General features: G+C 37.1%; 21 protein-coding genes and 1 pseudogene. 15 read left to right on the plus strand and 7 right to left on the minus strand.

Annotated elements, in window-relative coordinates:
* The first annotated feature begins 137 nt into the window (after positions 1–137).
* The 10 genes from IGJ04_RS11755 (at position 138) to lepB (ending at position 10,484) form a co-directional block, all read left to right on the plus strand.
* Positions 138–1,208, plus strand: a complete 1,071-nt coding sequence (locus tag IGJ04_RS11755) for a D-alanine--D-alanine ligase (protein ID WP_002355721.1) — start codon at positions 138–140, stop codon at positions 1,206–1,208.
* A gap of 78 nt (positions 1,209–1,286) precedes the next feature.
* The gene (locus tag IGJ04_RS11760; RefSeq protein WP_002355722.1) at positions 1,287–2,660 is read left to right on the plus strand and encodes a UDP-N-acetylmuramoyl-tripeptide--D-alanyl-D-alanine ligase; all 1,374 of its coding nucleotides are present in this window, start codon (positions 1,287–1,289) and stop codon (positions 2,658–2,660) included.
* Between the two features lie 302 nt (positions 2,661–2,962).
* Positions 2,963–4,510: a degradosome RNA helicase CshA gene (gene cshA, locus IGJ04_RS11765; RefSeq protein ID WP_002355724.1), complete on the plus strand. Its 1,548-nt coding sequence runs from the start codon at positions 2,963–2,965 to the stop codon at positions 4,508–4,510.
* Between the two features lie 631 nt (positions 4,511–5,141).
* The gene (acpS, locus tag IGJ04_RS11770; protein WP_002355727.1) at positions 5,142–5,495 is read left to right on the plus strand and encodes a holo-ACP synthase; all 354 of its coding nucleotides are present in this window, start codon (positions 5,142–5,144) and stop codon (positions 5,493–5,495) included.
* Between the two features lie 29 nt (positions 5,496–5,524).
* A complete protein-coding gene (gene alr / locus IGJ04_RS11775) occupies positions 5,525–6,640 on the plus strand; it encodes an alanine racemase (protein WP_438840235.1) in 1,116 nt (371 codons plus the stop codon).
* Between the two features lie 15 nt (positions 6,641–6,655).
* Positions 6,656–7,033, plus strand: a complete 378-nt coding sequence (locus tag IGJ04_RS11780) for a type II toxin-antitoxin system PemK/MazF family toxin (protein WP_002355729.1) — start codon at positions 6,656–6,658, stop codon at positions 7,031–7,033.
* A gap of 321 nt (positions 7,034–7,354) precedes the next feature.
* Positions 7,355–8,050: a hypothetical protein gene (locus IGJ04_RS11785; RefSeq protein ID WP_438840236.1), complete on the plus strand. Its 696-nt coding sequence runs from the start codon at positions 7,355–7,357 to the stop codon at positions 8,048–8,050.
* A 24-nt stretch (positions 8,051–8,074) separates the two neighbouring features.
* Positions 8,075–9,370, plus strand: a complete 1,296-nt coding sequence (locus IGJ04_RS11790; protein WP_010828592.1) for a hypothetical protein — start codon at positions 8,075–8,077, stop codon at positions 9,368–9,370.
* Positions 9,351–9,677 (plus strand): hypothetical protein, encoded by a 327-nt coding sequence (locus tag IGJ04_RS11795; RefSeq protein ID WP_016618064.1) that lies wholly within the window; start codon positions 9,351–9,353, stop codon positions 9,675–9,677. Before IGJ04_RS11790 ends, IGJ04_RS11795 begins: the two co-directional genes overlap by 20 nt.
* A 57-nt stretch (positions 9,678–9,734) precedes the next feature.
* Positions 9,735–10,484, plus strand: coding sequence for a signal peptidase I (gene lepB, locus IGJ04_RS11800; protein WP_016618063.1), 750 nt, complete (start codon positions 9,735–9,737; stop codon positions 10,482–10,484).
* Between the two features lie 54 nt (positions 10,485–10,538).
* Here lepB and IGJ04_RS11805 read toward each other — a convergent pair whose 3' ends face one another.
* Positions 10,539–12,017: a helix-turn-helix domain-containing protein gene (locus IGJ04_RS11805; RefSeq protein WP_126268328.1), complete on the minus strand. Its 1,479-nt coding sequence runs from the start codon at positions 12,015–12,017 to the stop codon at positions 10,539–10,541.
* A 173-nt stretch (positions 12,018–12,190) separates the two neighbouring features.
* Here IGJ04_RS11805 and IGJ04_RS11810 point away from each other — a divergent pair, with 173 nt between their 5' ends.
* The 5 genes and pseudogenes from IGJ04_RS11810 to IGJ04_RS11830 all read left to right on the plus strand — a co-directional run bounded on the left by IGJ04_RS11810 (position 12,191) and on the right by IGJ04_RS11830 (position 19,555).
* Positions 12,191–12,943: a tyrosine-protein phosphatase gene (locus tag IGJ04_RS11810; RefSeq protein WP_438840237.1), complete on the plus strand. Its 753-nt coding sequence runs from the start codon at positions 12,191–12,193 to the stop codon at positions 12,941–12,943.
* Positions 12,944–13,021: 78 nt separating this feature from the next.
* On the plus strand, positions 13,022–13,252 hold the full coding sequence (locus tag IGJ04_RS11815; protein ID WP_002355737.1) for a hypothetical protein: 231 nt from the start codon (positions 13,022–13,024) through the stop codon (positions 13,250–13,252).
* A 120-nt stretch (positions 13,253–13,372) separates the two neighbouring features.
* Positions 13,373–16,045, plus strand: a complete 2,673-nt coding sequence (locus IGJ04_RS11820) for a YhgE/Pip domain-containing protein (protein ID WP_252654196.1) — start codon at positions 13,373–13,375, stop codon at positions 16,043–16,045.
* Positions 16,046–16,265: 220 nt separating this feature from the next.
* Positions 16,266–17,435: a cation diffusion facilitator family transporter gene (locus tag IGJ04_RS11825; protein ID WP_085406564.1), complete on the plus strand. Its 1,170-nt coding sequence runs from the start codon at positions 16,266–16,268 to the stop codon at positions 17,433–17,435.
* A gap of 297 nt (positions 17,436–17,732) precedes the next feature.
* Positions 17,733–19,555 (plus strand): annotated as a pseudogene (locus tag IGJ04_RS11830) (APC family permease).
* Positions 19,556–19,591: 36 nt separating this feature from the next.
* On the opposite strand, the gene IGJ04_RS11835 reads toward IGJ04_RS11830, so the two are convergent.
* From IGJ04_RS11835 to IGJ04_RS11860, 6 genes are all read right to left on the minus strand, one after another.
* Positions 19,592–20,056, minus strand: coding sequence for a GNAT family N-acetyltransferase (locus IGJ04_RS11835; RefSeq protein WP_002361333.1), 465 nt, complete (start codon positions 20,054–20,056; stop codon positions 19,592–19,594).
* Positions 20,057–20,127: 71 nt separating this feature from the next.
* Positions 20,128–20,790 carry an ABC transporter permease gene (locus IGJ04_RS11840; protein WP_002363261.1) on the minus strand — a complete coding sequence of 221 codons (663 nt, stop codon included), beginning with the start codon at positions 20,788–20,790 and terminating at the stop codon, positions 20,128–20,130.
* A 3-nt stretch (positions 20,791–20,793) separates the two neighbouring features.
* Entirely contained in the window at positions 20,794–21,714 is a 921-nt protein-coding gene (locus tag IGJ04_RS11845; RefSeq protein ID WP_002355743.1) for an osmoprotectant ABC transporter substrate-binding protein, read from the minus strand.
* 2 nt (positions 21,715–21,716) lie between these two features.
* Positions 21,717–22,352, minus strand: a complete 636-nt coding sequence (locus tag IGJ04_RS11850) for an ABC transporter permease (protein WP_002355744.1) — start codon at positions 22,350–22,352, stop codon at positions 21,717–21,719.
* A gap of 3 nt (positions 22,353–22,355) precedes the next feature.
* Positions 22,356–23,549: a betaine/proline/choline family ABC transporter ATP-binding protein gene (locus IGJ04_RS11855; RefSeq protein ID WP_438840238.1), complete on the minus strand. Its 1,194-nt coding sequence runs from the start codon at positions 23,547–23,549 to the stop codon at positions 22,356–22,358.
* Between the two features lie 626 nt (positions 23,550–24,175).
* Complete coding sequence (locus IGJ04_RS11860) at positions 24,176–25,066, minus strand: ring-cleaving dioxygenase (RefSeq protein ID WP_438840239.1); 891 nt, start codon at positions 25,064–25,066, stop codon at positions 24,176–24,178.
* Between the last annotated feature and the right edge of the window lie 95 nt (positions 25,067–25,161).

Here is a 25,161-nt window from a genome sequence, read left to right on the forward strand (position 1 = left end):
GGAAAAGGCAAGCAAAGAATTTTGCCTTCACTAAATTTGCTTCTATTATGAAACTGGGTTTTATGCTAAAATAAGTAAGGATAATTTGAAAAATAATTTTTTCTAAAAGACAGGAAAGAAACTAGGAGGACAAGCATTTGAAGATTATTTTGTTGTATGGCGGCAGAAGTGAAGAGCACGATGTGTCTGTTTTGTCTGCATATTCCGTTTTAAATGCAATCTATTATAAATATTATCAAGTACAGTTAGTCTTTATTAGTAAAGATGGTCAATGGGTAAAAGGCCCTCTCTTATCTGAACGACCACAAAATAAAGAAGTTTTACATTTAACTTGGGCACAAACACCTGAAGAAACAGGCGAATTTTCAGGAAAACGAATCAGTCCTTCGGAAATTTATGAAGAAGAAGCGATTGTTTTCCCTGTTTTACATGGACCAAATGGCGAAGATGGAACAATTCAAGGATTCATGGAAACCATTAATATGCCTTATGTGGGCGCAGGTGTCTTAGCTAGTGCTAACGCAATGGACAAAATCATGACGAAATATCTTTTACAAACTGTTGGCATTCCACAAGTACCATTCGTGCCAGTTTTAAGAAGTGACTGGAAAGGAAATCCAAAAGAAGTCTTTGAAAAATGTGAAGGTTCTTTAATCTATCCGGTCTTTGTTAAACCTGCCAATATGGGTTCTAGTGTCGGAATTAGCAAAGCGGAAAATCGTGAAGAATTGCAAGAAGCATTGGAAGAAGCTTTCCGTTATGATGCCCGAGCAATTGTTGAACAAGGGATTGAAGCACGTGAAATTGAAGTAGCCATTTTAGGAAATGAAGATGTCCGTACGACTTTACCTGGTGAAGTGGTGAAAGATGTCGCTTTCTATGATTATGATGCAAAATACATCAATAACACGATTGAAATGCAAATCCCAGCGCATGTTCCAGAAGAAGTAGCCCATCAAGCGCAAGAATATGCTAAAAAAGCGTATATTATGTTAGATGGAAGTGGCTTAAGTCGCTGTGATTTCTTCTTAACAAGCAAAAACGAATTATTCCTGAATGAATTGAACACCATGCCTGGTTTTACTGACTTTAGTATGTACCCTTTACTATGGGAAAATATGGGCTTGAAATACAGTGATTTAATTGAGGAATTGATTCAGTTAGCTTTGAATCGTTTTAAACAACGCCAAGAATTTTATAATAACTAAGAAGAAAAAATCACACAAGACTGGGACATGACAAGACTTTGGCATGTCCCAGTCCCTGTGTCAGAGGAGCAAAACATAATGAAATTAACCTTCTGGGAAGTAGCGCAAGCGGTTGAAGCCAGTAATGATTGGCAACAATGGCCTGATTTTCCTTTAACAGGCATTGAATTTGATAGTCGTAAAATTGTGAAAGGAAATCTCTTTGTTCCTTTACAAGGTGAAAATGATGGTCATCGTTTTATTGAGAGTGCCATGGCTAATGGCTGTCAGGCCGCTTTTTGGGGACAGGATTTAGTCGATGCACCGCAACAATTGCCTGTTTTGCATGTTACTGATCCACTGGTGGCTATGCAAAAATTAGCTACCTATTATTTAAATAAAATGCAACCGAATGTCATCGCTGTGACTGGCAGTAATGGAAAAACCACCACTAAAGATTTAATTGCTGCTGTGTTATCTGAAAAGTTTGTGACTTACAAAACGCAAGGCAATTACAATAATCAAATTGGCTTACCCTATACTATTTTACACATGCCTGATGAAACAGAAAAACTGATTTTAGAAATGGGCATGGATCATGCTCAGGAAATTTCTTTCCTTTCCAATCTGGCTCAGCCAGAAGTTGCTGCCATCACAATGATTGGCGAAGCCCATGTGGAAAATTTAGGCTCACGAGCAGGCATTGCACAAGCAAAAATGGAAATTGTAGATGGTTTAGCCAAAGACGGTAGTTTATTTGTGCCAAGCGATGAACCTTTGCTAGAACCATTGGTGGAAAAAGTCACGCAACAAGTGATTACTTTTGGTTTTAGCCAGGAAAGTCAACTTCAAGGAATCGTCACAAATGAAGCCAAAGAGCAAACCTCATTCAAAATCAGTGATACACAAATGACGTTTACGATTCCAGTGCCAGGAACCTATAATGTCACCAATGCATTAATCGCAATTGGCATTGGTCGGTATTTCCAATTAACGGATAGTGAGATTCAAAAAGGGTTGGCTACAGCGGAACTAACAAAGAATCGGACAGAATGGCTGAAAGCAGCGAATGGTGCCGAAATTTTAAGTGATGTGTACAATGCCAATCCGACAGCTATGGGTCTTGTTCTGGACAGTTTTAGCAAAATGTCCAAAGTAGGAAAACGAATTGCTGTTTTAGGAGACATGCTGGAATTAGGTCCTGATTCTGCTGCCATGCATCAAGCAATGGCGCAGCATTTAGCCCCAGATGCAATTGAAGAAGTCTTTTTATATGGTTCTGAAATGGCTTATTTAGCTGATAAATTGCAAGAAACCTATGCACCAGCTAACATTCATTCTTTTAAAAAAGAAGAAAAAAATGAGTTGATTGAAGCTGTCAAAAAAGTCTTACAGCCAGAAGACATGGTGGTTTTAAAGGGAAGTAACGGGATGGGACTTCGTGAAGTCATCGATGCACTTTTGGAAAAGTAAATAAGTTTCATAAAACTTGCTGAAAATGGGATTCTATGATAGAATGACCTATTGCCGGAAGATGACGAGAAAAATTGAATCGTAGTAAATAAAATAGATCTATTTCTATGTTTAATAATAAATGTGAAGCTGAACGACCACGTTTGGCTTTTCTAATGCCATAAGGTGAATTTTTCGGTGAAATCAGGAAAGAAGAAATAGTTGGCACACTATAATGGATTTCTTTTTAACAACTGAAAGTGAAGACACCTGAAACTAGGAAGAAATCGTTCTTTCCGAAACAAAATCTAGGAGGATATCATTTGAAATTTAAAGAACTTGGTTTAGCGCCAGAATTATTATCAGCGGTAGAACGCGCAGGCTTCGAGGAAGCAACCCCTATTCAATCAGAAACAATTCCGTTAGCGTTAGCAGGAAAAGACGTAATCGGACAAGCACAAACAGGAACAGGGAAAACCGCTGCTTTTGGCTTACCAATGCTTAACAAAATTGACGCAGACAACCGCGTTATTCAAGGATTAGTCATTGCACCAACCCGTGAGTTGGCTATCCAAACACAAGAAGAGTTATTCCGTTTAGGCCGCGATAAAAAGATTCGCGTCCAAGCCGTTTACGGTGGGGCTGATATCGGTCGCCAAATCCGTGGACTAAAAGATCGTCCACATATCGTTGTAGGTACACCAGGACGTTTACTAGACCATATTAACCGTCGTACCTTGAAATTAGAAACTGTTGAAACATTAGTTTTAGACGAAGCAGATGAAATGTTAAACATGGGCTTCTTGGAAGACATTGAAAAAATCATCTCACAAGTGCCAGAACAACGTCAAACACTTCTATTTTCAGCAACTATGCCGCCAGCAATCAAGAATATTGGCGTGAAATTCATGAAACAACCAGAACATGTGAAGATTAAAGCCAAAGAAATGACGGCTGATTTAATTGATCAATATTATGTACGTTCAAAAGACTTTGAAAAATTTGACATTATGACACGTTTACTAGACGTGCAAACCCCAGAATTGACCATTGTCTTTGGTCGGACAAAACGCCGTGTTGATGAACTTGCCCGCGGGTTAGAAGCGCGTGGTTACAAAGCAGAAGGCATCCATGGCGACCTATCACAACAAAAACGGATGAGCGTTTTACGTTCATTCAAAAATGGTAACTTAGATATCTTAGTGGCAACAGATGTAGCAGCACGTGGGTTAGATATTTCAGGTGTCACCCATGTCTATAACTACGATATTCCACAAGATCCAGAAAGTTATGTTCACCGTATTGGTCGGACAGGTCGTGCTGGTAAAGGCGGTATGTCTGTGACGTTTGTAACACCAAACGAAATGGGTTACTTACATGTCATCGAAAACCTAACGAAAAAACGGATGACACCATTACGTCCACCAACCGAAAAAGAAGCATTTAAAGGACAATTAAGTGCAGCTGTTGAAACCATCGAAAGTGATCTAGAAGAAAATGGTTTAGACAAATATCTAGAATCTGCTGAAGCATTATTAGAAAAATATTCAGCGACAGACTTAGCTGCGTTATTATTAAAAACAGTAGCGAAAGATCCAGCAGATGCGGTTCCTGTAAAAATTACCCCAGAACGACCATTGCCTTCAAATAAAAAAGGCTTTAACAAAAATGGCCGTGGTGGTGGCGGTGGGAACAACCGTAATCGCAACCGTGGTGGCAATGGTAAAGGTGGCAGCTATCGTGGCAACAAAAACCATAAAGATGGCGACCGTAATTACAAAAATAGCGACCGCAAAAATAAAGATCAACGTGGCGGCAAACGTCATAACGATAAAAAACGTGGTTTCGTCATTCGCGAAAACGCTAAATAATCAAAAGAGCGAGTGTTCCGTCTATGAACGGAACACTCGCTCTTTTTTGGTAGATAATCGTTAAATAGAAAAACTCAAAAAAAGTAAAAAAGGCATCAAAATGATATAAAAAAAGAAAAACGCCAAAATCATCCAAGTTTTCAACGAGGAAGTTAGACTGAAGAGTTTCAGTTTTTGTTGTAGCAAATGAATGGTTATAATCCAAACCAGTTGCAAGAGAAAAAATAGGCTGGGATTTTTAAAGAAGATTGGAAATATGTAGAGCAACAAAGTAAAAATAAATAGGGCGCAACGAAGTAACTTTTTTTGCCGAGAAGTTAAAGTCATACATTTTTCTCCTTTTTCTTTTTATTCTCCCATAAGTAGCCAAAATTTGCTATAAAATATCAGAACATCCGCTTAGTTTCCTGATTTTTTTCCGATACTTCTTAGTTGTTGTCTTACTTTTATAAAAATTCAGAAAAATTTTATAAAAATGTAAATAGGAAGAAAACGTATGGTACTTCAATTTGTGTGAGGATCTTGTAAAACATTCTTTATTTTTTTAGCGAATCAGTGGAAAAATTTTGAAATTTTGTTAAAATGAAAGGTAATTCGTAGTAACTATATTAAATAGGAAGTAAGGCGGAAAATGATAAAGGGAATTGGTATTGACGCAGTAGAATTAAGTCGGATAAAACCGATTGTTGAAAAACAAGGATCGTTTATTCAACGGGTTTTAACACCTAACGAATTGACCCTTTTTGAAAAGTTATCTACAAAACGTCAAATAGAATTTTTAGCTGGTCGTTTTGCTTGTAAAGAAGCGTTTTCTAAAGCATGGGGCACAGGGATTGGTAAAGTTGGTTTACAAGATATTGAGGTGCTGACTGAAAAGACAGGTGCACCGTACGTAGCAAATTCGCCCCATAATGGTAAAGTGTTTGTCTCGATTACGCACACAGATACTATGGCGATTGCACAAATTGTTTTAGAAAGCGAATAACAGAAGCAACGAAGAAAGAAGGATGTACAATGGTCGTTGGATGGCATCGTCCTACACGGTTACATATCGATACGCAAGCAATTACTGAAAATGTCCAAAATGAATGTCAACGTTTGCCAGAAGGAACCGATTTATTTGCGGTTGTAAAAGCGAACGGCTATGGGCATGGCGCCGTAGAAACCGCCAAAGCGGCGAAAAAAGGTGGCGCGACAGGCTTTTGTGTCGCCTTATTGGATGAAGCAATTGAATTGAGAGAAGCAGGTGTTCAGGACCCCATTTTAATTTTGAGTGTGGTAGACTTAGCTTATGTGCCTTTGTTGATTCAATATGATTTGTCTGTAACGGTAGCTACACAAGAATGGTTAGAAGCTGCTCTTCAACAACTAACGCCTGAGAGTAACACGCCATTACGTGTTCACTTAAAAGTCGATACTGGCATGGGACGGATTGGCTTTTTAACCCCGGAAGAAACTAAGCAAGCAGTGCGGTTTGTTCAATCCCACAAAGAATTTTTATGGGAAGGGATTTTTACTCATTTTTCAACAGCTGATGAAATCGATACAAGCTATTTTGAAAAACAAGCAGGGCGTTTTAAGGCTGTTCTAGCAGTTTTAGAAGAGTTACCTCGGTATGTCCATGTTAGCAATAGTGCGACAGCGTTATGGCATCCTGATGTGCCAGGAAACATGATTCGCTATGGGGTAGCCATGTATGGATTGAACCCTTCAGGTAATAAGCTGGCCCCAAGCTATGCGTTAAAGCCGGCCTTACGGTTGACCAGTGAACTCATCCATGTAAAACGCTTAGCGGCTGGTGAAGGGATTGGCTATGGCGAAACCTACGTAACTGAAGCTGAAGAATGGATTGGGACAGTGCCAATCGGCTATGCAGATGGCTGGTTGCGTCATCTCCAAGGATTTACAGTGCTCGTGAATGGTAAGCGTTGCGAAATCGTCGGACGAGTGTGTATGGATCAATGTATGATTCGTTTAGCAGAAGAAGTTCCTGTCGGCTCAGTCGTTACATTAGTTGGAAAAGATGGCAATGAAGAAAATACGTTACAAATGGTAGCCGAAAAATTAGAAACCATTCATTATGAAGTTGCATGTACTTTCTCACAAAGAATCCCCAGAGAATATAACTAGATAGGAGGTTCCACTATGGTCAAACGCGGAGATATTTATTTTGCAGACCTTTCCCCAGTAGTGGGCTCGGAACAAGGTGGCGTCAGACCTGTCCTTGTTGTCCAAAATAACTTAGGTAATCATTTTAGCCCAACGATTATCGTTGCGGCGATCACAGCCAAAATGGCAAAGCCAAAATTGCCAACACATATCGGGATTAATTCTGATGAAACAGGCATTGAAAAAGATTCAGTGATTCTTTTAGAGCAGATTCGAACAATCGATAAGGGCCGCTTGAAAGAAAAAGTTTGTCATTTGAGACTTGATATTATGGAAGAAGTTGATCGTGCCTTAGGCATCAGTGTTGGACTTAGTAGCGATTCAGCCCCAGCAAAAGCAAATTCAGCTACATAAAGAACGATAGCTACTATGAAATCAACAAAGACGAATTGGATTTTTTTAAAAGCGACTGATCTAGTTCGGTTCGTTAAACATAGTTTGAGTAAAAGCGAGAGAGATAGCCAAGTGGCATCTCTCTTGTTTTTTTGTTTTGTATTTAAAAAATTAAAATATAAATATAAAATTCAAATTTTTATCATCTTATTTTAAATAAAGTTGTTGGCAAGGCTCAAACGGAATGTTACAATCAATACTATATAGAGTTTTTAAAGAGCGTAACAGGTGATTTTACAAGTTTTGATTGTCGAGCGATGACATAAAGGAGATTATATTTGTATGATGATTGTTGTACTTTTAATGAGTAGTTGCTTATTTTTATTTGTAAGCTATCAATTGTATTTGCGATTACTTGTCGAAAAACTGGATTCAGAGGACCAGACATTAAAGAGGAAAATAAATTTCTATAAGTATCAGAAAAATAGTCGTTTAATGATTTATTTATTGTTTAGTATTTGTCTACTTAGCGTATTATTGTTAGGAATTGTTTATACATATTATCAATTAAATCAACGAAATATCCGCATGGAACAGCGGATCGAGCGTTTGGCACAAGGCCAAGCTGCTCAAGGTGACAAAATAAAAAAACAAGCGATTAAAAAAACAGCCTTAAATCAGTTTCCCTGGAAGCAAGCTGTTTCGGCAGAATCGGCCGCTGTCTTGACGAATTATGAATTACAATTAGCGCGTGAATGGCGTCCTTACCTCGGAGAGACGAGTATCACAATGATTAGAAGTGAAAAAACACAAACCTTGACACTGTCTGTTTTTTCAGTTGGCTTAAGTTACCATGAATTTCAAACAGGCCAAGACAATATTGTAGCACTTATTGCAGCGTTGAATTCAGTTAAAGAAATTACCATGATTGATTTTAATTTTACTTATCGAGATCAAGAGCAAACCCTTGTCAAATCCATTGATACGTATGCTCGTGAGACGCTTGAAACAAATTTGGAGCCTGTCGTGATTAGTTAAAAGGATGAGAGAAAGGACATATATATGACAAAAAGACGTTTAATTAAAAAAATTAAAGATATTTCGGATGATACGCTTGAAAAAGAAGTCTTTTTTCAGCCAGGATTCGAACCAGAAAAAATAATTAGCGGAATCAAACCAGAACAACAGGAAAAAGAAATGGCGACGTTAAGAGAAAGGCTCGCCTACTATCAGAAAAAAGAAACAGCCTTTAAAAAACTTCAAGAAGAAAATGAGCAATTAAAGAACCAACAAGAAACGGAAAAACAAGCATTAGAAGAAAAAAATCAGTCATTACTTGAAACACTAAATCAAAAAGAACATGAAATTTTTGAATTGGAAGAGCAACTGGAAACGAACAGTGAAACCACGACAGAGGCTACCACTCTTCAAACAAATCTGCAAAACGCAGAAAAACAATTAACCACTGTACATAATCAAATGGAACGTTTAGAAAGTGAATTAACGCAGCAAGTGGCAGAATTAGAAAAAGAATCGGCTGAACAGCAACAACATATCCAGACATTACACAACCAGTTAGCAGAAGAAAAAGGAAAGTTGGAGAAAAAAGGGGATATTACAGGAATGGAAAAGCAAGTAGAAACGTTAACGACAGAATTAGAAGAAAGCACAACGACTCAACAAGCATTGCAGGAACAAATTGAAAAACTAACTGTACAATTACAAAAAGTAGAAGCCGAAAAACAAGCCTTACAAGAGGCTGTCCAACAAGAAGTGATTGTGAAACAACGCATGGAGGAGTTAAAGAATGAGCTTCAAAATAGTTTACAGCAAAAAAATGAAGCAGAAGTAAAATTAGGGCGACTGCAAGGTGTCAATGACAAACATCTTGCTGAAAAGCAAGTTTACGAAGGGGAATTAGCTGCTCTAAGAAAAGAAGTAGAGGCCAAAGAAGACAATTTAGAACAAGTTCAAAAAGAATTGAAGACACTACAAGCCGTTTCAAAAAATATTGAACCGAGTAGTGAGCAGTTAACAGAACTGCTACGCGCAAAACAGCAAATTAACGATTTATTAATGAAAAATCAGCAATTACAAGAAGAGGCTTTAAAATCGCAACAAGAAATTGGCGAAGTGATGGTTTCTGCCAAAAAAGAAGCCAATCGGATTGTTAATGAAGCGAAAGTAGAAGCAAAACACCTAATCAATTCTGCAGAATTAGAAATGTTAAATATTGGTAACCGAGCGAAAAGTATTTCGAATGAAGTCGAAGCATCAAAAGTAGAAGTACTTGAGATTTATCGCGAATTAGAGGAACGCTTAACTAAACTGACACGTCTTGAACAAGATAACTATTAATAAAATGGTCAGTAAAAAGTTAACGGGAGCAAGGAAACTACATTGTCTTGGGGTCCTTTTTTTAGCTGTTACACTAAGTGGCTCTGCAGAACGATTACAGGCTGCTGCTGTCTCAAAGGAAGAGCAGTCGCTAAGGCAACCGCTTATCAGGAAAAACATAGTAACAGAGAAGAGCGAATATCTTGTAGAAGCAAATCAAAGTATTTGGGAGCTGGCACAAGATGCGCAGAAACCATTGAATCAGTTTATGAAGGAAAACCAGTTACGTAGTAGCTATATTAAAAAAGGAACGCAATTAGTTAAATAGAAAAAAGGAGCAAGAAAGGAAAAGTTTATTTAAGAAGCTTTTCCTTTTAAGAAAACGATGAAAGAATGGATAAAGCCCGTTATGCGAACAATTCGCCACATTAAGCGCGCCTTCTTGAAGCAAAAGTTGCCTGCGACATATCAGCTAAAAAAGCAAAAGACTAACAAAGCAACGGAATATTTGCTTGAGCAAACAGATAACCATCAATCAATAAGAGGACCGAAAAGAAAAATGACTGCTGAAGAGATTAAAAAAAAGCGGCAAGCCTACCAAAAGAAACAACGCATCCAAGTCGTTAAATTTTTTATGCCAGCTATTCTTTTCGCCATTTTTGTGTTCTTTTTTGTGTTAAAGACATCTAGCTACCCAATTGCTGGGCAATCCATGAAGCCGACACTTAACGCAGGGGAACGAGTCTTAGTACAACGGACGAAGCAAGTAACAAGGTACGATGTGATTGCATTTAAAGCACCGTTGGCTAGCACAGGTACGTACGTCAAGCGAATTATCGGGGTTCCTGGTGATCAAATTTGGGTAAACGAGACAAAACTTTATCTTTCGGAAGGACCTACAGCAAGTGATAATGAGGCACTGCCTGAGAATGCCAGTCGTTTTGACTTATCAGAAGAAGCGGCAGCCCAACTTCGCCTGTTTCAGAAGATTCCAGCTGGTCATTACTTTGTCTTAGGGGACAATCGTACGCATTCAAGTGATAGTCGTACGTTCGGCTTTGTCGAGATACAAGCGATTGAAGGAATCGTGGTGTTTAAAATGGCGCCGTTTAAGGAAATAGGGAAAGTAAAATAAAAAGCTTAAGTCAGCCATTTAAGAGTAGGGCACTTAAGCTTTTCTTTTTAGAGATTATTTGCCCAATAACAATTGAATGATTTTTTCAATTGATTGCAGGTCATAACGATTACTAATATCCGAAAAAATATAGTAATGGTCATACTGGGCAACGAGCTGTTCATTATTGGTATTCATTAAAAGCAAATCATAATGGTTTTCTGCGTTGTAAGGCTCAATTTTCAGCGGATATTTTCCAGCGATACTCTGTTGTATTTTTTGTGCTACCAACTCGCTATAGGCACTGCTCAGTGAGTGATAAACACCAATCGTTATTTTTTTTTCATTTAATTCAGCAATGTGATTCAAAATAAGCGTATAATTAATTTCAGTAAATTGATTTTGGTATTTAGAAATAGTGGCTTCTGTGGCAAAGTTCGTTGTAGCGATTTCCACTAATTCGTAAACTTCACTTTCACTAAAAGGATGACGTAAGACTTTCAAAAGTGACTGAATTGTCCAATAATCAAAGGGTAAAATAAATCCAGAAAAATAGTAGAGTTGCGCATGTAATTGAAAAAGTAAATTTTCAATATAAAGTAATCGAATAGGCAGTACGTAATGAGATAGATAACCATGTGCTTTAAGATACGTTAAAATAACTCGGTTCATTTCGTTAAGATACGTTTTTTCGATTCGTTGTTGTTTTGCTAAACGAAAGGCGAAAGCAGCATTCGCAGAATAATTATGCATGGAACAGAAAAAGTCATAAAACATATAGGCTTCGTTGATTGTATATGGACGGTCGATTCTTTTCATATATGTATGTATAGATAAATTAATTTCTTCAAATAAAGGTCGATCGAGTTGCGCATCATGCGGACTAATCGTTGGCAGAGGTTCTAAAACCATACGACGAAAAGAAATTTTCATCCAAAGCTTAATTTGAAGAATTTCTATATGGTCAAAGGTAATTCTGGGGATTTCTTGTAATATCTCGATTAATCCTAGGTATTGATTGGCCAGTTCTTTTTCTAAATCTGTTTTTTCTTCAAAGATAAACCAGAAAAAATTAAAAAAGAAAAAGCGAATTTGTTTTTCTTCGCCGATAAGTTTTCCTCGTTTGATACATAAATTAAACTCATTGAGTAAGTCATTTAATTCAACAATTTTTCGATAATAGGTAGCAGAGCTGATGGCATAATTCTGTTGAAAATACCCGCCATTTATTTTATTTTTATGAAAGAGTTGCTGAACCATATGAAACTTAATAGATTTATTCAAGAACAACATGATCATTGCTTTCATGGAAAAGGTTGGCGCTTTATTTAGATAAAGGGTATCACCTAGTACAGTCATGGTGAGGCTTTCTTGGAGTTGCTCTTCTTTCAAAAATTGCTCTAAAAAAGAAAGATATTCATTCAATGTTGGTAAACTAATATTGAAAAAATCTACTAATTCATTTCGTGTCGCTTGGCCTTTATTATTATATAGGAACAATAGAATATCATTCATATAATCATACGGTTTTTCTAAAAAATCTCGTTTTAACATCGTTGCTCACCTCTCTTTTAAGAATACTGTATCTATGATAAAATGGCAATAAACAACTGATAAAAAGATTGTTTTTTGAAGTGTTTTTTATTATCATTGAGAAAAAGAAATAAAAAGAAAAAACAAAGTATTTAAATGACAACAAAATAATTAAAATGAAGGAGCGATAGAACATGAACAGCGTAGTGAACTTTAGAGATATTGGAGGATTTCCAACGCAACAAGGTACAGTTGTCAAGACAGGGCATTTTTTTCGGAGTGGTGAACTCGTCAATGTTGCACAAGCGGATCAACAGAAACTGGTAGAGGACTATCAAATTAAACGAATCTATGATTTTAGAAGTGCAGCAGAAACGCAAGAACGACCAGATGATTCAATTCAAGGAACCAACTATTTACATATAGATATTTTGGCCGATATTCAGGCACAGACCGCTTCATTAGAAGGAATGCTTAAAACGGTTGGTTCACCCGATGCAGCAATGGACATGGCTTATAAAGAGATGGTTCTTTCCAATTCGGGCCGCAAAGGTTACCAAACATTTTTTGAAAACTTTTTAAGTTATCCACAGGAAGCTATTTTATTTCATTGTTTCGCAGGAAAAGATCGAACAGGAATCGGTGCAGCCTTGATATTAAGTGCTTTAGGTGTGGAACATTCATATATTTTAGAAGATTATTTAAAGACGAATGAGCAAAGAAAAGCCGCTAACGAGAAGATTATTGCACAATATCAAGCAAATGGAACCTCTTCAGCAGAAATTCAACAATTAGAAACGCTGCTTTATGTGAAAAAAGAGTACTTAGCGACCGCTTTACAGGCGATTGAAAAAGAATTTGGTTCGGTAGAGGGCTATTTAAAAGAGGGACTCGGCTTACCTTTATCCGCCAAAAAAGACATGCTAAGTCTGTACACAAAATCATAGATCCTAAAAAAAGGACTATCCTTTCTAAAAAAGAAGTTTTATAATAGAAAAGAATCTGTTTGTAAGGAGGGATAGGGAATGAAAGAAGGACAAGAACAATTCTTAACGTTCATACTAGATCGAACAAAAGAAGATAAAAAAGAAAAAATGCAAGCGCTACTTGCAGAAATGTTTGAACGCCAACAAACAGGCAAACTAGACAAAATGTACTTGATGACAAAAGCACCAAAACTTTTGGCTTATTTAAAACCAGAAGCCATTGATGAAGTTAAACAAGTCGTTTCGGAATTTTCTAAAAATATGAAATAAACAATCTTAGCTTGAACTTACGACATTTTAAAAATGTGTCGTAACATTCAAGCTTTTGTTTGTTATTCTCTTGTATTTTATGCTAAAGTTATTCAGGCACAAAAAAAAGCAGGTGATTTTATGAAACATATAAAAAATACATGGGAACTATTTATTTTAGATTGGAAAAGAATTTTTAAAAACCCAGTAGCAACATTTTTGATTGTTGCCTTAATGATTATTCCATCATTATATGCATGGTTTAACATTAAAGCACTATGGGATCCGTATTCAAATACAGGAGAGTTACCAATAGCGGTCTATAGTGATGACCAAACAGCAACTTTTCAAGATAAATCGGTCAATATTGGTGATGAAGTCTTGAAAAACTTGAAGAAAAACAAGCAATTAGGTTGGCGTTTTGTTGATTCGAAAAAGGAATTAGACAAAGGGGTCCAATCAGGAAAATATTTTGCCGGGATTTATTTACCTAAAGATTTTTCCAAAGATTTGCTAAGTTTTACTTCTGGTGATATCAATAAACCTAAAATTGAATACTCAATCAATGAAAAAATTAATGCAATTGCGCCGAAAATTACGTCAAAAGGCGCTTCTTCCATTCAGTCACAAATTTCGGAAGAATTCATCAAAACAGCAAGTAGTACGTTAATCAAAACATTCAATGATATTGGCTATGATATTGATAAAAACATGGTCAGCATTCAAAAAGTTAAGAGCATGATTTTAGATACAGATGCCAACATTGGAACCATTGATACGTATGCAAAACAAGTCACAGACTTACATGGTAAGATGCCTGAGCTAAAAGAAAAATTAGCGAAAGCCAACGATGCGATGAAATATTTACCTGAAGTGGATGCTTTAGGAGAGAAGATTGTTGAGCTAAATGGCAAAATGCCAAGCATCAAAGAACAAGCTAGTGTTATTTTGACGTTACAAGAAAAAATTCCAGAAATTCAAAACGCTGGCCGACAAATTGCTATGATTGATGAAGACTTTGCCTCTGTGGAACAAACAATGAGCGAAGGAATCCAAGAAGCAAAACAAGGATTAGAAATCATTCAACAAGTTCAAACGGCGTTACCAGATATTCGTAAACTAGGTGATCAAGCCAATGATTTAGGGAATGTCACATTAGATGGCGCCACTCAATTGGAAAAGGCGTTACCTGGAATTACTCAAAGTGTGGGGACGATTTTAAAAGCAATTGGAACAATTAGCGCTGGTGTAAATACAGCACTAGAAGATTTAAAAAATCATCGTTTACCAGTTGAAGAAAGAGAAGCAATTAAGCAACAACTGTCTGAAAGCTTAGGAAAACAACATGAAAATATCCAACAGCTGATTCAACTGTTTACACAAATGCAAGAAGCAACAGGTAGTGAGGCGTTACAAGATACTATCAATAAATTGAAAACGATTGATGGTATTGTAGTTAGGTTAAAAACAGATGTTGATAACATTGATGTGAACGCGGTAACTGATGAACGATTGGAAGAAATTCAAAAAGAAGCACAACAAATTGAGAGCTTCGTAAGTGAAAAAAATATTGACCCTGATGCAATTGAAAATACAGTAAGCACTATTTTAAACAAACTAACTAGTACCATCCAAAACGCTCAAGGTCAACTAAACAAAGCGCAACAAATTGACTTTGAAGGATTATTGAGCTCAACAAGTCAAACGGTCACTAATGCGATTTCTTTATTAGAAAAATATCAAGCCGAAATGCCGGCAATTAAACAAGAAATTCATGATGCGAATACGATGTTGAATGGCAATATGGAAACCATTGTCAATGGCATTAATCGTGGTGCTGATTTGTATAAAAACGATTTACCAGTCATTCAAGAAAAAGTCAGCAAAGCGGCAGCCTTTATGCAAAATGACTATCCAGGTATCCGAAAAGATTTAACGAATACCTTGAAAACAGTCAATGAGAAAATGCCAGATGTTGAAGCGGCCTTAGACAAAGCCAACGAACTAATTATTAATGATTGGCCAAATATCAAAACAGGATTACACAAAGCAGCGAATGCAATCCGTAAAGGTGAAAAAGAAGTTGACTTAGGCGAAATTCTTAAATTACTAAAATTAGATGCCAATAAAGAAAGTGACTTCTTTACACAACCAGTTGAAGTCAAAGAACATGCTGTTTATCCGATTGCTAATAATGGTTCGGCAAGTACCCCATTCTATACAGCTTTGTGTTTATGGGTTGGCGCTGTGTTATTCTCAAGTGTTGCGACAACGGATGTTTATCTTGAAGGAAAAGATAAAAAACGCTTCTCTAAACGGGAACAATTTTCAGCACGGATGTTTACTTTCATTGTCATGGGGATTGGTCAAGCACTGATTGTAACCTTAGGTAATTACTTTGCGTTAGGCGTAGATGTTCGTAATCCAGCGTATAGCGTCTGGTTTGCGGTATTGATTGCCATTACGTTTATGATAATGGTTTATGTGCTTGTTGCTCTCTTTGGCAATGTAGGGAAAGGAATTGCGATAATAATCTTGGTACTATCCATCTCTGGTGGGGGTGGGAACTACCCAATTCAAGTCTCAGGTAAATTCTTCCAAATGATTAATCCGTTCTTGCCGTTTACGCATGCCGTGAACTTGCTAAGGGAATCAGCAGGAGGCATTTACTGGCCAAATGCTTGGTTTGCCATTTGGATTATGGTGGGGATTTCAGTCGTCTTTAGTATTGGCGGTGCAATTCTTTATCCACATCTGGAACACAGATCGAAAAAATTTGCGGCTTTAGCACAAAAGAGCCATTTATTCCATTAAAAAACAAAAAGCTGAAAACATCTCTAGCGTTTTCGGCTTTTTGTTTTTCTTTATTTTCAAGGCAACCCTAACAAAGAAGTTTTGGGGGCTCTTGCTTTTGACTTTTTGGCAATGCTAAATAATAAAATCTCCCTCAGAAAGTGAGGTTTTTTGTGTACAAATGTATAAAAAGGTTTTATAGTATTTTTTTAAGAAATAAAAAGTGGGTAGGGGTTGTAAAATGATTCAAGCATTGCTTCAACGATACGAGAAAAAAATTGAACGTCGTAAATTGGAAAAACGAACAGCATTCGGTGCTTTTGCCGGGCGGATTGGGCTTGTTTCTAATTTATTTTTATTCGTTAGTAAATTTATGATTGGCTTGCTTTCAGGTAGTGTTTCAATCATGGCAGATGCCATTAATAGCTTGTCCGATACTATTTCTTCAGTTTTAACATTAGTCGGTTTTTATATTGCTGGTAAGCCAGCGGATAAAGAACATCCCTATGGCCATGAACGTTTTGAATATATTAGTGGAATGCTTGTATCATTAGTGATTACGTTTATTGGGTTTGAGTTTCTAACGACCTCCGTTGATCGCATCCTGCATCCAGAATCAATCAAGGTGACACCCATTTTATTTGCTGTTTTAGCTTTGTCAATTGGGATTAAAATTTGGCAAGGGCTGTTTTACAAAAAAGTATCAGCAAAAATTGATTCTCAAGCATTAGTTGCTTCTGCTAAGGACAGCTTCAATGATGTTTATACTACATTAGCTGTTTTGGTTTCTGCATTTATTGAAGGCGTCACTGGTTTGCGAATTGATGGATATATTGGTTTTTTAATTGCTGCATATATTATTTATAGTGGGCTGCAGTTAATTCGCGAATTTATTAATGAGTTGATGGGCATGCGTCCGAGCCAAACAGAAATTGATGAAATGAAGAATGTCTTATCAAAAATAGAAACAATTGTAGGATATCACGATTTACTGATTCATAATTATGGTCCCAGCCAAACGTTTGCGTCTGTTCACATTGAAATTGATGATCGCTGGGATTTAAATAAAGCCCATCAGACAATCGATGTGATTGAAGCGAAGTTTAAAGAAGAATTAGATGTTAACCTTGTTTGTCATATTGATCCAGTGAATTTGTATGACCCAACACAACAATTTGTTCATCAAACAATCAAAAAGATTATTCGTTCTTTTGATGCGTCTTTAAAAGTCCATGATATCCGCTTAGTTACCCATGGCGAAGAGCCGAAGATTTTGTTCGACTTGGTTTTGCCTACAGAATCAAAATTATCTGAATTTGAACTGGGTGTGGAAATTCAGCGGCAAGTTTATGAAAAAATTGGTCGTTATAAAGTGGAAATTACCTTCGATCATACGTACTTGTTACAATAAAAGGGAATAATTAACTAAGTTTTTAAGCGTGAGCCAAAAGGTCAAATAGACTTTTAGCTCTCGCTTTTTTGTTTAGAGAATGCAAATCCTTTTGTTATCTGGATTCTCTTGATAAGATAAAGGAAGCGGGGGACTTTAAATGAGTGTCTGATTAAAAAAAGATGGTGATTTTTTTATCTTTTTCAGTAACAAAAATCAATTGACTTTTCATTGTGAGAAGCGTAGCATATGGATTTGTTTGATAAAAAATAATGAAAAAAGTGAGCGGGTCACTCTAGAGAAAAGGAGTAGAAAAAAATGGCGGATTTAAAACGACTGTTCATTGGGAAACCATTGAAATCAGCCGAAAATGATGAACATAAATTAAGCAGATTTGCAGCGCTTGCGTTGTTATCTTCTGATGCACTTTCATCCATTGCGTATGGTACAGAACAAATAGTGGTGGTTCTGGTTACTTTGTCGGCGGCTGCGATTTGGTATTCATTGCCAATTGCTGCATTTGTTATTATTTTACTTATTTCTTTAACATTGTCGTACCGACAAATTATTCATGCGTATCCGCATGGCGGCGGCGCATACGTTGTTAGTAGTGAAAACCTCGGCAGAAATGCCGGTTTATTGGCTGGTGGTTCGTTGTTAGTCGATTATATGCTAACAGTAGCCGTTTCAGTTTCAGCGGGCGCAGAGGCGATTATATCGGCGATTCCAGCGTTATATGGTCATCAAGTAGCAATTTCTATTGGGATTGTGATATTGATTACCTTAATGAACTTGAGAGGCCTGCGAGAATCTGCCTCGTTCTTAATGTTGCCAGTGTATAGTTTTATCGCAATTATTACCTTACTGATTGTTGTTGGGCTATTTAAAATTGTGACTGGCGCACAGCCATTGAATGCGACAGCTTTACCAGGAGCCGTGGTTCCAGGAATTTCTATTGCCTTAGTTTTACGGGCGTTTTCATCTGGTTCTTCTTCCTTAACAGGGGTTGAAGCAATCAGTAATGCAGTGCCATTCTTTAAGAAACCACGAGCAAAAATGCTGCTGGGACGTTAGCGTTAATGGCAACGATTTTAGGGTTCTTCTTCGTGGGGATTACGTTTATTAACTATTGGTATGGGATTGTGCCCAAAGAAGAAGTGACAGTTCTTTCACAAATTGGGAAAGCGGTCTTTGGTCAAAATATTTTATATTATTTATTACAGTTTGCGACAGCCTTAATTTTAGCGGTTGCCGCTAACACAGGATTCTCAGCCTTTCCAGTTTTGGCTTATAACTTAGCCAAGGATAAGTTTATGCCGCATATGTATATGGATCGTGGCGACCGTTTAGGCTATTCAAACGGTATTTTAACTTTAGCTGCTGGTTCCATTGTTTTATTATTGATTTTCCAAGGTTCCACAGAACGTTTAATCCCATTGTATTCAATTGGTGTGTTTATTCCGTTTGCTTTGTCTCAATCGGGGATGGTTGTAAAATGGCGAAAAGAAACTAAAAATTGGTTGCCAAAATCAATTGCTAACATTGTCGGCGCCTTTATCTCTTTCGCGATTATCGCCATTTTGTTTATTTATCGATTAGGGGACATCTGGCCGTTCTTTATTATTATGCCAGTGTTGATTTATGCATTTTATCGGGTCAATACTCACTATAAAAATGTGGCGGAACAGCTATGTTTAGAAGACGGGGCACAGTTACATGAGTTTGACGGGAATACAGTTATTGTTTTAGTAGGGAACGTAACCAAGGCAAATGTCGGCGCCTTGAACTATGCGCGTTCCATTGGTGATTATGTTGTTGCCATGCATGTCTCAATGGATGAAAACGTTGAGAAGGAAAAAGAAATCCAGGAAGAGTTTAAAAAACACTTCCCGGACGTTCGTCTATCAATTGTCCATTCTTCGTATCGCTCACTGCAAAACCCTATCTTACGTTATGTTGATTTGGTTAGTAAAAATGCCACGAAGCATAACTACAGTACAACGGTTTTAGTACCACAATTTGTACCAAATAAACGTTGGCAAAATATTTTGCATAACCAAACAAGTTTACGTTTGCGGATTCGTTTAGCGTGGCGGGAAAATATTATTGTGGCTACCTATAGTTATCACTTGAAAAAATAAATAAAAAAATCTGCCATCTTTTGATGGCAGATTTTTTTATTGACGTAATTGTTTTTGATAAATTCTAGCGCAAGACTGCTCTTCAGTGGTTACCATTGTCAAAAATTCCCAGTCATATCTTTCATAAAAAGTAGTATGGTCTGTGAGCAAATAAAGCTTTTTAAATCCAGAATTAGCAAGAAAATCACCAACTGTTGTTAAAAGAATTCCTGCTAAGCCTTGGTGACGAAATGTTGGTTCGACATACAATGCACAAAGGTTTGGCGTAAGGTCTGCACGATTGTGGAAGTCATTATCAATTACGCCCACGCCTGCAACGATGTCCTGCTGTTTATTCAAGCAGACCCACCAATGTGGTACGTGATTTTCACTAGTTAGCATTTCCTGCATACTTGCTTGATACGCTTCAGCGGGGATTTGCCACTTTTGGCTAAACCATTGAGCAGCTGACGGAATTAAGTGTGGTTGTTGGTTTAAATCGATAATAGTATAGTTAGACATTATTAATCTCCTAGATAAAAGAACAGATCCCATTGAAAAGAAACAATGTTGGATCTGCTCTGCATTTTTTATTAATTGGAATGTTTGCTAGCTGGGTCTAAACGACGTTCAATAATCCCTAGAACCCAATCTGTGATAATCGCCATAAAGGCCGTTGGTAAGGCACCGACTAAAATGATAGAAGCACCATCTGTGGCATTGGTTCCACGAATAATAATATCCCCTAAACCACCAGCACCAACGAAAGCACCAATCGCAGTAATCCCGATTGCGACGACTAACGCATTTCGAATACCTGCCATGATTACTGACACAGATAAAGGTAACTCGACCATATAAAGAAGTTGTACTTTTGTCATACCCATTCCTTTACCAACATCTAAAATATTGCGATCCACTTGAATCATGCCAGTGTACGTATTTTTGATGATTGGTAGGAGAGAATAAAGGAAGACCGTTACAACCACCGTGTTGACGCCTAAGCCCATTCCCAACATTAAAATCGAAAGCATTGCCAAAGCTGGTACTGTTTGGATAATGTTCGCTAAACGGATAATCCAGTTGGCTAAGCTACGTTTACGTGAAATCATAATCCCGATAGGAATCCCGACAATTGCAGCAAAGATTACGCCATAAATCGAAATTAAAAAGTGACGTAAAAATTGTTGAAAGACGTAGCCGCCATTTTGTTGGAAATAGTAGATAAATTGTTGGAATAAATTCATATTATTCATCTGTTACTCCCCCTCAAAATAGTTATTTTCTTTTAAGAAACGTTCGGCTACGACCGCAGGTTCAATTAAATCATTATCTGCTTGATAGTTCAATTCTTGCATTTTTTTGGTAGAAATTTTACCATCTAAGCGATTTAAGACATCTTTAATTTCCGGCGTTTCTTTTAATAATTTGTCACTAACCACAGGAGCGGCATCATAAGGCGGGAAAAAGCGCTTGTCATCTTTTAACATGACTAAATCGTAACTACCAATCCGGCCATCTGTTGAGTAACCTAAGATAACGTCCATTTTTCCAGCGTTGACTGCATCGTACACCAAGCCAATTTGCATTGGTAAAATAGATTTAAATTGGAAGTTGTATTCCTTTTTAAAGCCTTCATAACCGTCGCCTTCACGTGTGATCCACGCAGTATCGACACCAGCAACTAATTTGTCTGCGACTTTCCCTAAATCACTGACTGTTTTTAAATTGTATTTCTCAGCCGTTTCTTTTGTAACTAAGAATACATAAGTATTTTCAAATCCATATGAAGGGAACCAAGTTTGTTGATAACGTTTTTCAAATTCTGATTGAACTAGGTTAAACGCTTTTTTAGGGTCTTTTTCTGCTGGTAAGCCCAGCGTAGTAGTCACGTCAGTACCAGTATAACGAGCTGCAGAAATTGAGGCATCTCCGTTTAACATTGCTTGGTGATTGATGGTAGTAGTGGCTAAGTTGTTAATCACATTTGTTTTTTTATCTGTGTAATGCTCAACCATATCCGCTACAATGCTCCCTAAAATCTGCGCTTCTGAAGTAATCCCACCTGTAATGGCAACAGTGTTATCATCAGAAGTTGAAGCGAGACCAGGTAAAGAACAACCTGCCAATAAAAGTAAACTGCTTAAGAAGAGTAAGCTTAACTTGAGTTTCTTTTTCATCATTATTCGCCCTCCCTTAAAGCTTTTGGCGTTAAACGATTTTCTAATAATCCAAGAAGAACATCTGCTAAAAGCGCTAAAATAGTTACCGGAATAGTCCCGCCAAAGATTAATTCTGGCTGATAGTTATTTAATCCACTGAAAATCATATCACCAAGACCACCTGCACCAATATAAGAAGCCAGTGTAGCCCAAGCAATGACATAGACAGCAGCTAAACGAATGCCGGCCATAATTGTTGGCATGGCAATGGGTAATTCAACACTAAAAATAGACTGTAAATTGGTCATGCCCATGCCTTTAGCAACATCTCGGTAATTTTCATCGACATTTTTCATTCCGATATACGTGTTTCTTAAAATAGGTAAAAGGGAATAGATGAATAGCGCGATAATAGCGGGTGTTTTGCCGACACCAAAAATTGGAATCATCAAAGCTAATAAAGCTAACGAAGGAACCGTTTGTAAGGCACTTGTTAAACCAATGACAATATTGGCTACTTTGGGCAAACGTGTTAACCAAACGCCAACGGGCACAGCGATAGCGACCCCTAATAAAAGTGCAAAGAATGAAATATAAATATGTTCAATACTTTTTGAAATCATTTCTGATCCATATTCTTGAAAGAAGCTACTCATTGCTTACGCCTCCTCTTTATCAGTTTCGGACTCGCTTTGTTTTGCTTCTACAGCTTCACTAATCGTTGTTTCATCGCCCCAGATAACATCATAAACAATGTCAACAAGGGAAGCACGTGTTAAGATGCCCACCACTCGTTTTTGTTCATCAACGACTGGTACATATTTTAAGCCACGTTTTAAGATTCTTTGTAAAGCATCACGTAAAAGAGCGGTTTTTTGAACAAAGAAGACATCTTTATTCAAGATATCACCGACACTAGAAGCTTTGCCACGTTGCTGATCTAATGTTTCAACATCGATAAAGCCTTTAAGCACATGGGAATTATCAACAACTAATAAGGTATCAACCCGTTTTTCACGCATCAATTTAATCGCTTCTTGTAAAGATTTTTCCGGCGTGATAGTAATAGCTGAATTTAACATGACTTCATCAACAGTGGTGAAATCAGGTTTGGCTTGTAATAAGCGATCTTCTCCGATGAGTTCTTCTACAAATTCATTGGCTGGATGACGTAAAATATTATCTGGTGTGTCAAATTGAATTACTTTGCCTTCGCTCATAATGGCAATTTTATTTGCTAATTTCAACGCTTCATCCATATCATGAGTAACAAAGACGATAGTTTTTCCTAAACGTTCTTGCAAATCTTTCACTAAATCTTGTAATGAATCACGGGTGATAGGATCTAAAGCACCAAAAGGTTCATCCATTAGAATAATATCTTGATTGGCAGCTAAAGCCCGCACAACGCCGATTCTTTGTTGTTGTCCCCCAGAAAGTTCATTGGGATAGCGTTCCAACATTTCTCGTGGTAACTCAACCAAATCAATCATTTTTTCGGCTATCTTATTGCGTTCTTCCACAGGTACTTTTAATAATTTAGGCACTAAAACGATATTTTCACGAATGGTCATGTGAGGCATCAAGCCGATATTTTGAATGACATAGCCAATTTGGCGACGTAGCTCTACAGGATTGATTTTTTGAATATCTTGGCCATCAATTAAAATTTTTCCTTTTGAAGGGTCGGTCATGCGGTTAAGCATCCGCATTGATGTTGTTTTTCCACTACCACTTGTTCCGATGAAGCAGATAAATTCACCTTTATCGAAAGACAAATTAATGTCATCAACGGCGACTTTTCCGCCTTTATAAAATTTTGATACATGCTGAAATTCTATCAACTTACTCACCTCAACTAAATATTTTGAAAATGTATCTTATTACTAGTATGCTATAAAAATGCGATTTCGACAAATGTAATCTATTTTTAATGGGAAAAAGAAGGCGGTAAATTTTTTTTAATTCGTTCTAAAAAAAAGAAAAGATAACTATTGTTTAGTAAAAGTTATCTGAACGAAACAAGATGTTAAAAAGAGTATTCTGAGAAGGAAGAAAAGCCGCTATAACAAAGAAAAGTGTCCTTTGTAGCAAGTTGACGGGAGCTGAGTTTTTCATTAGAATGGAAAGAGAACAAGGGAATAAAATAAAAAAAGGCGCTTCATGATTTAGCGGCAACTAAATCACGAAGCCTTGAATAGTCACCTGTGCAAGTGGACCATCAAGTTGCCCGTTCAATCAATGGAAACCATTGATCACTTTTATTTTACTGAATTTTTGAAAAAATTACCAGTTTTTTTAAGAAGTAAGAAGTGGAAGAACGAAGGATGCTTTTTATGGAATGTGCAATGACGTTCAGAAAAATCTGAAGGTCATTTTTTATTCTCTTGTTCAAACATTCAAACATAGGGGAAGAGAGACGGACGTAATTTTGTCACCGATTATTACGTCCGTCTTCCGTTGTTTTCTAAAGCGTTGGTTACATGTCTTTGTAGAGGTTGGCTTCAATTGCAGTCCGTTTTGGTTCTAAAAAAGGCGGTAAAGCCAACGTTTCCCCTAAATGTTCCAGAGGCTCATCCAATGTAAAACCAGGAGCCAAAGTAGCAAATTCAACCCGATTCCCGCCTGGTTCACGAATGTATAAACTTTTAAAATATCCACGACTTACATAAATTTCAATTTCCCAGCCTTGTGCTAAAGCGCGAGTGTGTAGTTCTTGTAATGCTTCATCATCAGCCACAGAAAAAGCAATATGATCCATACTGCCACGCCCCATTCGGCTTGTTTTATCCGACGTTGTTTGATGAACAGAAAAGCTTTCCGTCTCACTTAAAATAATCGTATTGCCAACTGCTTGCCAACCAAGAAATGTTTCAAAAAAGGCCAAGGTTTTTTCAGAATCTGGCACATGAAATTCAGTAGAGGCCAAACCGATAATTTGAACCGCTGCTGGAATGTCGTTAGAAACAACGAGTGTTTCTTTTAATGGATTTTCAGGAACTTCTGTCAGGATAATATGCGTATCATCTGGATCACTGAAATGTAGGCTCTTTTCTTTTTTGTTAAATGGAATTTTGTTTTCTGTTAAACGTTGTTCCCAAAAGGAAAGGCTATTTTGGGGGATTTTTAAGCCAATCGTGGCTAAATAATTTTTTTCTTCATAGCGGTTGCCTAATAAGGGCACGATAAAAAAAGTTACTAAGCTTCCCGGTGTGCCTTGATAATCGCCATAAAAATAATGAGGCATGCGATTGTTGTCTTGATTTACGGTATTTTTGACAAAACGTAAGCCTAACAATTTTGTATAGAATGATTGGTTTTCTTGACCATGACGCGCTAATAGTGAAACATGATGAAATTGAGCATGCATTTTGAGTTCCTCCTCTAAATAACTATGTATGCTTACTTAAAGTAAGTATAGTGCTTCTGACATTTTTTGACAACTATTTAGTTTGATTTAAAAGG

The organism is Enterococcus sp. AZ050, from assembly GCF_051715085.1.
In the GTDB taxonomy this organism is placed as follows: domain Bacteria; phylum Bacillota; class Bacilli; order Lactobacillales; family Enterococcaceae; genus Enterococcus; species Enterococcus faecalis.